Origin of the sequence: Treponema sp. OMZ 840 (assembly GCF_050937815.1) — a bacterium.
Taxonomy (GTDB): domain Bacteria; phylum Spirochaetota; class Spirochaetia; order Treponematales; family Treponemataceae; genus Treponema_C.
The window spans coordinates 111,339-125,343 of the sequence record NZ_JACDIJ010000005.1; the positions used below are offsets into that span (position 1 = coordinate 111,339).

Annotated in this window: 15 protein-coding genes; 9 read left to right on the forward strand and 6 right to left on the reverse strand. The window is 45.2% G+C overall.

Annotated features, from left to right (window positions below; translation table 11 throughout):
* Positions 1-6 precede the first annotated feature (6 nt).
* The gene (locus H0R92_RS08725; protein ID WP_432963307.1) at positions 7-1,173 is read right to left on the reverse strand and encodes a galactokinase; all 1,167 of its coding nucleotides are present in this window, start codon (positions 1,171-1,173) and stop codon (positions 7-9) included.
* A 68-nt stretch (positions 1,174-1,241) separates the two neighbouring features.
* Here H0R92_RS08725 and lnt point away from each other — a divergent pair, with 68 nt between their 5' ends.
* The 9 genes from lnt to H0R92_RS08770 all read left to right on the forward strand — a co-directional run bounded on the left by lnt (position 1,242) and on the right by H0R92_RS08770 (position 10,195).
* A complete protein-coding gene (lnt, locus tag H0R92_RS08730; RefSeq protein WP_432963310.1) occupies positions 1,242-2,990 on the forward strand; it encodes an apolipoprotein N-acyltransferase in 1,749 nt (582 codons plus the stop codon).
* Positions 2,991-3,057: 67 nt separating this feature from the next.
* Positions 3,058-3,645, forward strand: coding sequence for a biotin transporter BioY (locus tag H0R92_RS08735; RefSeq protein ID WP_432963313.1), 588 nt, complete (start codon positions 3,058-3,060; stop codon positions 3,643-3,645).
* Positions 3,642-4,520, forward strand: a complete 879-nt coding sequence (locus H0R92_RS08740) for an energy-coupling factor ABC transporter ATP-binding protein (protein WP_432963316.1) — start codon at positions 3,642-3,644, stop codon at positions 4,518-4,520. Before H0R92_RS08735 ends, H0R92_RS08740 begins: the two co-directional genes overlap by 4 nt.
* A complete protein-coding gene (locus H0R92_RS08745; RefSeq protein WP_432963319.1) occupies positions 4,511-5,107 on the forward strand; it encodes a CbiQ family ECF transporter T component in 597 nt (198 codons plus the stop codon). The genes H0R92_RS08740 and H0R92_RS08745 overlap by 10 nt, the downstream gene beginning before the upstream one ends.
* Positions 5,108-5,313: 206 nt before the next feature.
* Positions 5,314-5,775, forward strand: a complete 462-nt coding sequence (gene nrdR, locus H0R92_RS08750; protein WP_432963322.1) for a transcriptional regulator NrdR — start codon at positions 5,314-5,316, stop codon at positions 5,773-5,775.
* Positions 5,772-7,907, forward strand: coding sequence for a ribonucleoside triphosphate reductase (locus tag H0R92_RS08755; protein ID WP_432963325.1), 2,136 nt, complete (start codon positions 5,772-5,774; stop codon positions 7,905-7,907). The genes nrdR and H0R92_RS08755 overlap by 4 nt, the downstream gene beginning before the upstream one ends.
* Positions 7,908-7,949: 42 nt before the next feature.
* On the forward strand, positions 7,950-8,486 hold the full coding sequence (gene nrdD, locus H0R92_RS08760) for an anaerobic ribonucleoside-triphosphate reductase (protein WP_432963328.1): 537 nt from the start codon (positions 7,950-7,952) through the stop codon (positions 8,484-8,486).
* Positions 8,487-8,502: 16 nt separating this feature from the next.
* Positions 8,503-9,234 carry an anaerobic ribonucleoside-triphosphate reductase activating protein gene (locus H0R92_RS08765; RefSeq protein WP_432963331.1) on the forward strand — a complete coding sequence of 244 codons (732 nt, stop codon included), beginning with the start codon at positions 8,503-8,505 and terminating at the stop codon, positions 9,232-9,234.
* A gap of 172 nt (positions 9,235-9,406) precedes the next feature.
* Positions 9,407-10,195, forward strand: a complete 789-nt coding sequence (locus H0R92_RS08770) for an Rpn family recombination-promoting nuclease/putative transposase (protein WP_432963334.1) — start codon at positions 9,407-9,409, stop codon at positions 10,193-10,195.
* Here H0R92_RS08770 and H0R92_RS08775 read toward each other — a convergent pair.
* The 5 genes from H0R92_RS08775 to H0R92_RS08795 form a co-directional block, all read right to left on the reverse strand.
* On the reverse strand, positions 10,132-10,350 hold the full coding sequence (locus H0R92_RS08775; protein ID WP_432963337.1) for a leucine-rich repeat protein: 219 nt from the start codon (positions 10,348-10,350) through the stop codon (positions 10,132-10,134). The two genes, H0R92_RS08770 and H0R92_RS08775, sit on opposite strands and share 64 nt — an antisense overlap.
* Before the next feature lie 254 nt (positions 10,351-10,604).
* On the reverse strand, positions 10,605-11,318 hold the full coding sequence (locus tag H0R92_RS08780) for a hypothetical protein (RefSeq protein ID WP_432963340.1): 714 nt from the start codon (positions 11,316-11,318) through the stop codon (positions 10,605-10,607).
* Positions 11,319-11,431: 113 nt separating this feature from the next.
* A complete protein-coding gene (locus tag H0R92_RS08785) occupies positions 11,432-12,097 on the reverse strand; it encodes a leucine-rich repeat domain-containing protein (RefSeq protein ID WP_432963343.1) in 666 nt (221 codons plus the stop codon).
* A gap of 397 nt (positions 12,098-12,494) precedes the next feature.
* Positions 12,495-12,755 (reverse strand): DUF4469 domain-containing protein, encoded by a 261-nt coding sequence (locus H0R92_RS08790; protein WP_432963346.1) that lies wholly within the window; start codon positions 12,753-12,755, stop codon positions 12,495-12,497.
* A gap of 97 nt (positions 12,756-12,852) precedes the next feature.
* On the reverse strand, positions 12,853-13,308 hold the full coding sequence (locus tag H0R92_RS08795) for a DNA-binding domain-containing protein (RefSeq protein ID WP_432963349.1): 456 nt from the start codon (positions 13,306-13,308) through the stop codon (positions 12,853-12,855).
* Positions 13,309-14,005: the final 697 nt, after the last annotated feature.

A 14,005-nucleotide genomic window follows, 5' to 3' on the forward strand; every position in this document is an offset into this window, starting at 1 on the left:
ATCCTCTTAGGCTAAAAGTACGGTCGCTCCTCCGGCCGGTTTAACTTCATAACAAACCGGATGAAAACCGAAAATCCGTTCGTATTCGGTAATTTTCTTTTTAAATTCTTCAACATCGGCGGTTTTTAAAATCGTATACAGGCAGCGGCCGAACCCCTTACCGGTTATGCGCGAACAAGCCGTAGGTTTTCGTGACGAAGTTATTTCGAACTCAAGCACACGCTTAACGAGCCAGTCGATTTCGGGACACGAGATATTAAATAAATCGCGCATGGATTCGTGAGATTTGTTTACCGCGCGGGCAAACAAAAAAAAGTCTCCGCTGCGTAATCCTTCGGCCGCATCCATAATCGAATGATGTTCTTTCATAACGCATAAAAGACGGCGTCTTGTATCTTCATTTACCACCGACAGCACATCGTTTATTTCCACATCGGATTCGTTATATATCCAAAAACCTTTTTTTTGCAGTTTCAATTCGGCCATAAGCAAAAAGTTTTCCGGACTCCGCAACGTTTCTTCATCCCATACGGAAATACGCGGCACACGGGCATCGGTGAGTAAAATCGAATAACCTTCAAAATCAAAGGGCAAGGGCGTGCTTGTGTTTTTTGAATGATCAATCAGCAAACAGGTATCGGGTTTTGCATATAGGGCCGCATATAAATCGGCAATATAATTTCCGGTATTTAAAAAGAATTTATTGCCGCGTTCTATGGTTTGTAAAATCTGAGCATCCGAACAGGGGTGTTGAAAAAGGTTTTTACAAATGAGGGCGGTTGCAACTTTCATAGCGGTTGTTATACCGAATCCCGCAGAAGGGAGTATTTCGGTATATATCGTAATATTCATACCCCTGCACTCAAAACCGCAGGAATTAAAACCGGCTATTACCGCCTTTAATGCATTCGCCCATCTGTCCTCTTTGCGAAATTTCAAAGTGGACACATTACCCCGTTTTCGCTCGTTTATTTGATGAAAGTAAAAACGGAGCGAAGAATCGCTGCGGGCGGAAGCCGCAATATAGACCGGTAAATTAACCGCCATGGATAATGTTTTGTCTTTAAAAAACCATGTATGTTCTCCGATAAGATGAAAACGTCCGGGAGCAGAAACTACAACATCGGGTTTTTTATCATATTCTTTTTTGTGAATCTCAATTACCCGCTTCATATTTGTAAGATTACCACCTATGCGCTGTATTGATTTTAAAAAACAAAATCATGTATGATGATAATATAATGAGAAGATTTTTACAAGTTTTTTGTGCTTTTTTTTCCGCAATAATCATGGCTTTAGCCATTCAAAACGAATTTTTGCTGTTCGGATCGCCTTTTCTCGGCCTTTTTGCCCTCGTTCCCCTATATACGGCGCTTGCACAGGCATCTTCCTTTAAAAAAGCGGGCTTGCTTATGTCGTTACAAATGCTTTGTACGCATATTTTTTCAAGCTTTTGGCTCGGTTATTTTAAAGACTTTGCAATTTTTACGCTCGGCGCAACCGCCCTTACCTATGCCGTTTTCGGCTATTATATAGGCGGTTTGTTTTTTATGCCCTTTTATATAACTCGTAAAAGCGCTTTGGAAGAAGGCGCCGGGATGCGTCCCTTTAATAGTCCTATGCGGATTTTACTTTTTGCGTTTTTATGGACAGTGTACGAGTGGGTAAAATCGGTCGGGTTTTTAGCCTATCCGTGGGGTACTTTAATTATGAGCGCCTGGCGATGGAAGCTTTTAACTCAAATAGTCGATATAACCGGAACATGGGGAATCGGTTTTTTATTTTCGCTTTTTAATGCCGTTATCGCAGAAGGACTTTTATTGCTGCCGTCTATACTCGGATCCGATACAAACAACGCACTGCACATAAGACAGCAAACGAAAAAGCGGATTTTTTCCTATATAAACACGGCCGTTTTTTGCGTATCGCTTTTTGTGCTGAGTACGGCATACGGCATATATCGGTATACCGAAAAACGCACGCCGATAAAAAAAATACGGACGCTTTTAGTGCAGCCGAATTTCGATTCGTGGCTTGCCGAAAGCGGAAAAAATGCATTGGAACTTTCAATAAACTTAACCGAAGAACAATTGAACAAAACCGACCGCAAACCGGACGTTATTTTATGGTCGGAAACCATACTGCCCTATGCTTTGCCGGCCGCCCTGCATTATTACACATACAGTCCGGAAAAAAAACCGTTAATTTCATTTATACGGGAAAACGGTATACCGTTTATAAGCGGCGCTCCGGTTGAATTGACCGCCGATCTTCCGCTTGCCGGCACACGTACAGAAGATTCCGGCACACGTACAAAGGACGGTTTCGCTCATTCGGTTTCGGTTATGCGGGAATTCAATAATGCGGCCGTATACTTTGACGGAGAAGGTAATTGGCTTGATTTTTACGGCAAAGTGCAGCTTGTTCCTTTCGCGGAAATAATTCCCTATGCCGACAAAGCTTGGATGCGCAGTTTTATGCAAGCCCTTGTGGGTTTTTCAAGCGGATGGACGCCGGGAAAACACTATACCGTTTTCGATATTCCGCTTAAAAACGGCAGTGCAAAAATAAGTACGCCCATTTGTTTTGAAGACGCTTTTCCCTATATATGCCGAAACCTTTTTTTTGCCGGCAGCGAAGTGTTTTTTAACCTTACAAACGACGCATGGTCGCGCACGGATTCGGCGGAAATCCAACACTACGTTATAGCCTCGTACCGTGCGCAGGAATTCAGAACAAGCTTGGTGCGCTGCACAAATGCGGGCTTTACCTCGGTTACAGATCCTGCCGGCCGCATATTGTACAGCCTGCCGCTTTTTGAAAGCACTGCCGGTATTGTCGACGTACCCGTTTACAAACGGACCCTAACCGTCTACGCCGTCTTGGGCGATTGGTTACCCATTCTTTTAGGAGGCTTGTGGGGCGCTTTTTATCTTGTATTTTACATACGCCGCCGTATCGAAGGACACAAAACATGCCCGGCCACTTGACACAAACAGTGCAAACCGTCACACTTTGCGAAAATCGACAATATATATCATTTTATGCGGAGAACATATGTCTAACACAAAGTCAAATCAAAAAATACTTTTATCCGTTTTTACCGCCCTCTTTGCGGCCCTTATTGCCGTAAGCGGTTTTATTTCAGTTCCCCTGCCTGCATCGCCGGTACCGATTGTACTGCAAAATATGATGCCCGTTTTGGCGGCGGCACTTTTAGGCGGCGTACAGGGAACCGGAGCGGCGGGCCTTTTTTTACTTGCAGGAATGCTCGGCCTTCCCGTTTTTGCCGGCGGCCGCGGCGGTATGGCGGTAATACTCGGCCCTACAGGCGGCTTTTTAATCGGCTATTTTTTGGCGGCGGCCGCAGCGGGTTTTTACATAGGAAAACCTTCACAAAAGCAAAAAACGGCACTGCCGCGCATTATCTGCGGTTGTCTTTTAGGCTTTGTACTGTTGTACGTGCCGGGCATAAGCCAATTTATCAAGGTTACCGGCAAAGGCTTAAAAGAAGCCCTTGCGCTTGCCTGTATACCCTTTTTACCCGGCGATGCGGTTAAAGCCGTTTTGACAATCCTGTTAGCGGCAAAACTGCGCCCGATTGTTGCGCGCTATGTATATAAGGATGCAGATTTAGCCGAATGACCGACCGAACATCCGACTTGCCGGCTGTAGAACTGCACGGCATAACCAAGCGTTTTATACAAACCGCTGCGAACGGCTATTTTCAAGGAGTTTTACAAAATACGCCCCCAAAAAAAACTGCCGGCAATCCGAAAGGTACGGGCAACAAAAAAAACACGGCCGGTTCGAAAAATACGGACGCCGCCGAATCGAAAAACGAAAGCGTTTACTTTACCGCCTTGGACAACATTTCTTTTTGCCTGTATAAGGGAGAATGTGTGCTTATAGCCGGCGCAAACGGTTCGGGTAAAAGCCTTCTTATGTCGATTATTGCGGGGTTGGACAAACCGACACGGGGCAGCCTTAATATACGGGGGCGCTGCGGCTTAGTATTTCAAGATGCGGACACTCAAATCTTGGGTGAAACCCCCGTAGAAGACATTATGTTCGGATTGAAAAATTTAAAAATACCCGAAAACGAAGCAAAAAAACGTGTATACGCCGCTTTGGAAAAAACGGGATTACTCGAACGAAGCTTTTTCCCCGCACGCTTTTTGTCGGGAGGTGAAAAACGCCGCCTTGCAGTAGCCGGTATCCTTGCGATGGATTGCCCGATTATCATTTTCGACGAACCCTTTGCCAATTTGGATTACAGCGGCGTCGTTCAAGTGAATAAATTGATACAAATGCTTAAAGCCGAAAAACATACCGTATTGCTTTTAACCCATGAATTGGAAAAATGCTATGCCCTAGCCGACCGCTTAATTGTATTGCACGGCGGAAAAACCGTATTCGACGGCTTACCCGAAGAAGGGTTACAGCAGGATTTATTGCACTGGAATATCCGCCACCCCCTCGCCTCATATACAAAACGGGAAGATTTATTATGGACATAAAACCTCTTTTTGCATATCGCAGCGGAAACAGCCTTATTCATAAAATGCCGGCCCTTATAAAACTTATTTTATTGTTTTTGCTTCCGGCAGCCGTTTTTTTTATACCTCCCCTGTACTGTTTTTTTTATATATTCATAAATTCCGCTGCGGCATTTTATGCCGGTTTTTCGTTGCGCCGGCAAATAAAAGATTTAAAACCGATTGCATATTACGCATTTTTTCTTGCATTGACACATATTGTTTCTTTTTTAATCGGAGAAAGCGGTTCGGTCAAACCCCTCATAGCCCTTATACTGCGGCTTACCTGCGCGATACAAATTTCTTCTTTGTTTTTCAGCACGACAACATCCCTTGAATTAAAACAAGCGCTCGAAAAGGTATTGCCTAAAAGCATATCGCTGATTTTTACTCTTTTTTTAACCTTTATTCCCCTGCTTTTTTCCGTATGGGCACAACTTGATTTATCGTGGAAGGCGCGCGCAGGTAAAAACGGCCCGAAAAAACTCTTTGTACTCTTTCCCGTTTTTATTTCAACGGCGCTTTTTAAAGCTCAAAACCTTTTTTATGCTCTCCAAAACCGTAATTAAGCAAAAATGCGGTACCGCAGCCGTTTTCCCGCTTTTTTTTGCATTTATTCTACAAAACATCTTGCATTAACAGATATAGTGTTGTATAATTAGTTTATAAGCGATACAACACTAGATACAAGCATACTGTTTTTATCGTTAGTAGCATAATTCGCTGAAATTTTTACCGTACTCACCTGCACCGCCGGTGCAAAAGAGGAGTGTATATGCGCTGTCCGTATTGCGGAAACCTTGACGATAAGGTGCTTGAATCCCGAACGATGACAAACGGAGAAAGCATACGGCGCAGGCGGGAATGCTTGAGCTGCGGTTATCGTTTTACCAGTTATGAACGCATAGAAGAAAAGCCGTTTATGGTTGTAAAAAAAGACGGCAGACGCGAACCTTTTGACCGCGCAAAGTTGGAAAAAGGAATAAGCCGCGCCTTAGAAAAAAGGCCGGTTTCCACGGCGGAAATCGAAAATATCGTAAACGATATTGAAAACCTCGCCGTTATGAAAGAAAAAGGCAGCCGAGAGATTTCGACGGCCGATTTAGGTAATTTGGTATTGGAAGCCTTGCACAAAGTAGATAAGGTTGCATACATACGTTTTGCATCGGTGTATCGGCATTTTGAAAATTTGGAAGAGTTTATAACGGAAGTAAATAAACTGGGAGGAAACGAATGAGCGGGCAAAACAGCTCTGCCGAACAGACGGTATTCCCTGAGTGGAAAAGCTTTTTGGGAACCGAAAAAAACGAAAAATCGGCCATGTTCATCAAGCATGTTGTAAAACGGTCGGGGGAAATAGGGGATTACGACCGTTCCAAAATCGCTGCCGCCATCGGGAAAGCCATTACGGCCGTTGAAAAACGGCCCGATCCCGATAAGGCGGAACGGCTTACGGAAAAGGCGGAAGAGCGCTTGCGCCTTCTTATGGCAGGGCGCCACGAACATTCTATTCCCGCCATCGAAGAGATTCAAGACATAGTGGAAACGGTCTTGATTGAAGAAAATGAAGTCAAAGTTGCAAAGGCTTACATTTTATACCGTGCAAAACACGAGGCTATTCGGGATGCCAAGCGTTTAATGCTCGATATAAATGCGACTATGGACGGTTATTTAAGCCAGTCGGATTGGCGCGTAAACGAAAATGCAAACGTAAACTTTTCGCTCGGCGGCCTTATCCTGCACAATTCGGGAACGATAACCGCAAACTATTGGCTTAAAAACATTTATTCTCAGGAAGTCGCCGAAGCCCACAAAACGGCCGCCTTTCACATCCACGATTTGTCGATGTTTTCCGGCTATTGCGCGGGCTGGTCTATCAGACAATTGGTGGCCGAGGGCTTGGGCGGCGTGCCGGATAAAATTACTTCCACACCGGCAAAGCATTTGTCCACGCTTATTCAGCAAATCGTAAACTTTTTAGGCATTATGCAAAACGAATGGGCGGGCGCTCAAGCGTTCAGCTCGTTCGACACCTATTTGGCTCCCTTTGTTAAAAAAGACAATATGAGCGAAAAAGAAGTGCGCCAATGCATACAAAGTTTTATTTACGGCGTCAATACGCCCAGCCGCTGGGGTTCGCAAGCGCCCTTTACGAACATAACGCTCGACTGGACGGTTCCCGAAGACATGAAAGACAAAAAAGCGATTGCAGGCGGCGAAGAAGCGGACTTTACCTACGGCGACTGTCAACACGAAATGGATGTCATCAATAAGGTATTTATCGAATTGATGATTGCAGGCGATGCGGCAGGCCGCGGCTTTCAGTATCCGATTCCCACCTATAACATTACAAAGGATTTTAACTGGGACGGAGAAAACGCAAAGCTTTTGTTTGAAATGACCGCACAGTACGGAACCCCGTATTTTCAAAACTTCGTCAATTCCGATTTGAATCCGGGCGACGTGCGCTCCATGTGCTGCCGCCTTCAGCTGGACAAGCGCGAACTGCGTAAAAGAGGCGGCGGTTTGTTCGGCTCGGACGAATTTACCGGTTCTTTGGGAGTCGTTACGATTAATTTGCCGCAAATAGGCTATTTGGCAAAAACAAAGGAACAGTTTTTTGCGCGCTTGGACTATCTTATGGATTTGGCAAAAGAAAGTTTGTGTGCAAAACGCAAGGTAATTCAGCGCTTATTGGACGGAGGCTTATTTCCCTATACACGGCGCTATCTTTCGACTTTAAACAACCACTTTAATACTATCGGTTTGTGCGGTATGAACGAGTGCTGTTTGAATTTTTTAGGCGTCGATATCGTGCATCCGCGCGGAAAAGCCTTTGCCGAAGACGTTTTGACGTATATGCGCCGGCGCTTAGCCGATTATCAGGAAAAAACCGGAGAACTTTTTAACTTGGAAGCAACCCCCGCCGAAAGCACGTCTTACCGGCTTGCACGCCACGATAAAAAGCAGTTCCCCGATATTATTACTTCCGGCGAAAAGGACCCGTATTATACCAACTCGACCCAACTGCCCGTCGATTACACAAGCGACATTTTTGAAGCTATGGATCATCAAGAATCCCTGCAAACAAAGTACACCGGCGGAACGGTTTTTCATACCTTTATGGGAGAAGCGATAAAAGATTGGAAAGCATGCCGGGATTTGGTGCGCGCGATAACAAATTCTTACCGTATTCCGTATATCACCATTTCGCCTATTTATTCGATTTGTAAAATTCACGGTTATTTAAACGGAGAAGTGTTCGAATGCCCCAAATGCAAGGCGGAAAAAGAAAAAGAACTGCGCTTAAAACTGCGAAATCTTGAAGAAGAAAGACAAAGGTGCATTGAAAAAACAGCCGATATATAATATAATAAGAATGGGAATAATAAGAATGGGAGGATTTTTATAATGAATGAAAAAAGAACTATAGCGGAAATCGATGCCGATATAGCTCATATACAAAAGGAGCTTGCCGAAGTTCGGGGAACCGAAACCGAAGTGTATTCACGGATTGTAGGTTATTACCGTTCCGTGCGCAATTGGAACAAGGGAAAACGCGACGAATACAACCACCGCAAACAATTTGTATACGAAACCGTTCCTTCCTGCGCCGCCGGTGTTTTTACCGCCGAACAGGATACACCCTTCGCTTCGGAAACCCGCACTGCCGCAGTTCATGCACAGGCGGTTTTTTCCTATGAATTTTTCGGAAAGGCGACATGTCCGAATTGTCCGCCCGTAAAAAAATATTTGGAAAATCTTTCTTTAGAAGGAAGTTATATAAATGTGGATACGGAAGCAGGGTTGCACAAAGCTTCGCAATGCGCTGTGCTTTCCGCTCCTACGGTTATTTTATTTAACGAAAACCGCGAAGAAATCGCACGGGCGCACAGCGTAGCCGAGCTTGAAGCTATACTTAACCCCGCGGCGGTACATGTAGCTTAAAACCGCTTATAAAATCATGCTTTCAGGCGCTTTAATAAAAACAAGCCTCATAGATTATCCGGGGAAAGTCGCCTGTGCATGGTTTTTAACCGGGTGCAGTTTGCGTTGTCCGTATTGTTACAATGCGGACTCCGTTTTTAACCGCTTAAAAGCGGAAGAAAGCGTTACGGAAACGCAGGTTTTCGAACACTTGACAAAACGCCGGAATGTACTTTCCGGCTTTGTTATTTCAGGCGGCGAACCGCTTATTCATGCGGAAATTCCCGCCCTTATACAAAAAGTAAAAAAACTCGGCTATGCGGTAAAGCTCGATACAAACGGTATGCATCCGCAAGAGCTTGAACGGCTTTGCGCAAAAGACGATACCTGTCCCGACTTTATCGCCATCGATCTTAAAACGTCCGCCGACCGCTACAACCTTCTTGTACCGCAGCATTCGCCCCTTTACACAAACAAAACAAACCCCGCCTCGCACAGGCTTTTACAAAGCATAGACATTGCCTGCCGTTTTTTTTCGTGCGAAAACCGCGAATTCAGAACCGTATTGGTGCCGCCCCTTGTGCAAAAAGACGACATTACAGATATGGCCGCCCTTTTGCCCCAAGACGCGCGCTGGCGCTTTGCACCCTTTTTGCCCGAAAACTGCTTGGACCCGTCTTATAACGACATAATCCCCTACTCCGGCGAACAAATGAACACGCTGGTATCGCATGCCCGCACCCTTATAAAAGACAGTATGCTGCGATAAGGCAAAAGCGCCGAAAGTCCTCGGAGCTTAATGGTAATCCTATAAGTTCATTCAGCACAACAAAAGGCAGCATCCGCGCCTTCACCGCTGTTTCACATCTTGAACAATTCATAAGTTTAACAGTTGGAGATTTTCCATTTTCGTGTTATACTTTGTATAAGGAAGGTTCAAAATGCGCAAAAGTTTTGATGAACTGACCATTGCGGATGATTTTATGTTTTGCAAGGTTATGCAGGATGAGGAAGTCTGCAAAACTTTTCTTGAAATGACTCTGGCAGGTCAAATCGGGAAAATTACAGAACTGTCATCGCAAAATGCAATATTTACAGGTGCTGAAGCAAAATCAATTCGCCTAGACATTCTTGTAAAAGACGAAAACGGTAAAACGTATGACATTGAGATGCAAGCGGTCAACGAGCATAATCTCCCTAAACGTATGCGCTATTACCAAGCCGCAATCGATATTTTATTTTTAGACAAGGGAGAACATTACAGTGAGCTTAACGACAGCTATATAATCTTTTTATGCCTTTTTGATTCGGTTGGAAAAAATATGCCCCTTTATACATTTGAAAACATCTGCCTCGAAGATAAACAAACGCTCTTACAAGACGGTACAAAAAAGATTATAATCAATGCAAATGCCTTTAGAAAAGCTAAAGATAAAAACTTAAGCGGCTTTTTGGAATACGTTAAAACCGGTAAAGTTACCACAGAGTTTACAGGGAGGATAGAAAAGATGATAGAGAAAGTAAAAAACACGGAACAGGCAAGAAGCGAATACCGCTTTATCTCCGGCTTTGAAATGGATGCCCGCTATTACGGCAGACGGGAGGGCTTTTCCGAGGGTGCCCATCAAACTAAACTTGAAACGGCAAAACTGATGAAAGGAATGAATTATCCGATTAATGATATTTGTACAATATCAGGTTTGTCCGTTGAAGAAATCGAAGCGTTATAACCCATACCCGGTATACTGTTTTTACAGCCGTAAAAAGCATAGTTTTCTACGGTTGTAAGCTTTACAGGCAAGTTCAATTCGGTCAATCCCATACAGCCTATAAAGGCAGTTTCTCTTATTGCAGTAAGGCTTGCAGGAAACTTTACTTGAGTCAAACCCGTGCACTGCTAAGGCGTCTTTAGCTATTTCGGTAATACCGTCGGGGATTTCCAATACGCCTGTAGGTTTTTCTCCCCTATATCCCTTAAGGACGGTACCCTCAATGATTAAACCTTGAGTACTCGGATTTGTTCCGGCAGCATTCGGACAGGCCGAAAGCAGCAGCACAACAATAAGTATAAAAACGGCTGCAAACAACACCGGTTTTATTTTTTGTGTTGCATATTCTTTTTTCATTGTCGGTTCCCCTTTATGATTTTTCCTTCGCTTTTTGTCCCTTAATCCAAAGATAGGCATCAACCAGCTTCATCATAGGCTGTTCGCAGCCGCATTCTTTTTCTATGCGTTCTTTTTTTGCAAGCAAGTCCTTTTCGTTTAAGGAGGCAAAGTTATATACATATCGCAGTGTGTTTTCGTTTATCTGTGAGGAAGATGACCTGCCCATACTTTTACAGACAAAGGAGTCAAAGGCGGGAATACAGGCATAGGTTGCAAGAAGCAGCTTCGATACAAACATTACCGACACAAATTCTTTACGTTCCTTTCCCTTAATTACAGAAGTTTTAAGATTTTCGGTATACAGATTTTGAACTGCTTTTACTTCCTCTATGATTGTACGTATATCTTCAGCTTGGGCTTTTTCGTCTTTGCGATACGAGTCTTTAAGGCTGCGTATTTTTTGTATCCTATCTTTTGAATCGAACAGATATTGTATAGCCGGTTTGTGGATTGTATAATCCTTCCATAAAACCGAACTTGAACCTCGGTACATTCCCCAGCTTGCAAGAAAAAAGGCCAGGTGCAGCGCCGCTTTTTCTTCGTCAAAACCCGGCTTTTCTATACTTTGAAAATATTTGTAACAATGCTCCCACGACCTGAACCGGTGCTGAGGATCCTCTTTTATTTTGTCATAAAATTCATCCAGACACGTTTTAATATCACTTTCTTTTTTCACTTCATGCATTTTATCCTTCCTTTCGGCAATAAGCCGTCATTATAATTCTCCCCTTCCCCGCACCCTGTGCAGCCGCATCCTGTGCGGGGAAACTCCAACCGATACCCGGTATACCGTTTTTACTACTCCTCGATAATTTGGCTTAGCGTAATACCGCTTTGGCTGTTAAGCAATAAATTCCGTATCGAACTGCCCGATTTAACCTTGTACGTTGCCGCCGTACAGCCGGAAAAAGCACGGTCTCCTATTGAGGTAAGCTGCGTACAAGAAGAAAAATCAAAACCGCTTACCTTTTTACAGCCGCTAAAAGCAGCATAGCCGATTGTTTTAAGGTGTGCAGGTATACTCACCGTCCCCGCAATTTCGGTACAACCGCCAAAAGCCTGAGAGCCGATGTGCTCAAGGCTTGCAGGTAAAGCCAAACTTGTCAAGCCCGTACAGCCGTAAAAAGCAGAGCCGCCTATCTTTTTAAGACTTGAAGGAAAGTTCACACTTGTCAAACTTGTACAGTTCTCAAAGGCAGAGCCGGCTATTTCGGTAACGCCTGCGGGAATGTTCAGCACCCCTGCAGGAATCTCATTATAGCCCATAAGTACGGTACCCTCAATTCTTAAGTTTGGATCCGGCCCGCTTTGCGCTCCCCCTCCCGACGACGGCCCGCCGTCTATCTTTTGCGGGCAGCCGGTAAACAGTCCCGTCAGCAGTCCCGCCGCCGCTACCAATGCAGTAAAGTGTACTGCACGCTTTAAAAAGACACAGGTCTTTTTGCGTGTTTTGCTTTGTTTCATTACACAACTCCTCTGCGTTTATGCCCGCCGGCTTTTTTGTTGATTAGGGGGAGAGAGCACGGCGTTCATAAAAATGAATAGTATCGAGGCATTGGGCACACGCAAAAAGGCTTCCGCGCTTCGCTTGTGCAGATTTTTTGCGCGGTGCCCATGCCTCACCGCCTGTTTCATCTAATGCCGTTGTATTCTCTCATCCCCTTCATAGTCCCGGCACGGATGCCGGAAGAGCTTTATATAAACACGTTTCGCACGCGAAACGTGTAGCGCAAAATCGCACACGGATGTCCGATTTTTCGCCCCTATGTAGTCGGAGACCCCGACCTTATGCAGGCGGACAGACCGACCTTACGTGGTCGGAGACCCCGACCTTATGCGGTCGGGGACTCCGACTTGTTTGTTATACGATTGCTTTGAGGCTTTTGAGGTAATAGCCCTTTTTTATTGTCTTGGATTTTTTACTGCCGTTGCCGACTACCTTTGTCCGCACCTCCAGAGTAAAATCTCCCGCTTCTACGGTCGGGTCGAGTATGACGATAAGGCGTGCGGGTTTGTTTTCCACCACCGATGTGCAGCGCACGGTCTTTGCACCCGTTACGGCGAACACGCCCTGTTCTTCATCCTTCGGGTCGAACTTCAGACGGCTGCCGAGTATTTCCATAAGATGAATAGTATCGAGGCATTGGGCACACGCAAAAAGGCTTCCGCGCTTCGCTTGTGCAGATTTTTTGCGCGGTGCCCATGCCTCACCGCCTGTTTCATCTAATGCCGCTGTATTCTCTCCTCCCCTTCATAGTCCCGGCATGGATGCCGGAACAGCCGTAGATACCGCGAGTTTGCCTACGGCAAACTCGTTGCATAAAATCGGACACGACGTCCGATTTTATGCCTCCCGTACCCGCCGTGATGTTAAGGTGCAGGGCGTGGCGTTTTGCATCAAAGCCGTCGTCCGCCCCGTCGAATACGCCCGAAATGCTGTAGCTTGTGTTGATAAGCGGCGTGTTTAAGGTGCCGCCTTCTTCGACAATATAGGTACACTCCTGCGTGTACAGCTGCATAAGGGCGGCAAGGTCGGTGCGGGTAACGGTGGTACCGCGCTTTACCATGCGCTCGATAATGTCGTCAAGGGTGAATACCTGACTGTCGGTAACCTGCGCCATAAAGTCGTCAGGTTTTGCCGTGAGTAAATTCTCACGTAGGCAATACTTTAGCATAATTTCCTCCTAAAAAAGCGGAAAATCTCTTTCCATAGTCCCGGCACGGATGCCGGGAAAACCGTTAGTAATCGGTTTCGGCAAAGCCCGAAACCGGGATTCAAAACCGAACAGGAGGTTCGGTTTTGAAACAAACTCGAAGTTGAAGCGAGCGGCGCTATTTAAGCCGTGAGCTTCAACAATCCTCCTAAGGTTAGGGAAGGAAAGACACTTTTTCGGACAAAAGTTTCTTTCCTTGATTTACGCTTCCGGCACGGATGCCGGAAAAGCTTTATATAAACACGTTTCGCACGCGAAACGTGCAGCGCAAAATCGCACACGGATGTGTGATTTTGCGCCCCTATCCTATCTTCCAAATACCGCTTAGGGGCTCACCGCCCCTAAGAACCCGGCCGATACAGCTGACAGCTGTATATGCAATGCTATCTTTACCGTACAGGAAGTACGGTAAAGCCGTAAATAGTCGGTTTCGGGCTTGCCTGAAACCGAGATTCAAAACCGAACAGGAGGTTCGGTTTTGAAACGGTATGTTCGATGTTATCTTTAAGTGTGAGCAATTCTGAAGAATTGCGAACTTAAAGCCGACTTTTATGCGAGTTTTGCTTTGCAAAACTCGATATGCACGTGTGCAATGCTATTTGTATTGCACACGTGCACGATGTTCGGAAAAGCCTTATATAACCAAGTTTCGCGTGCG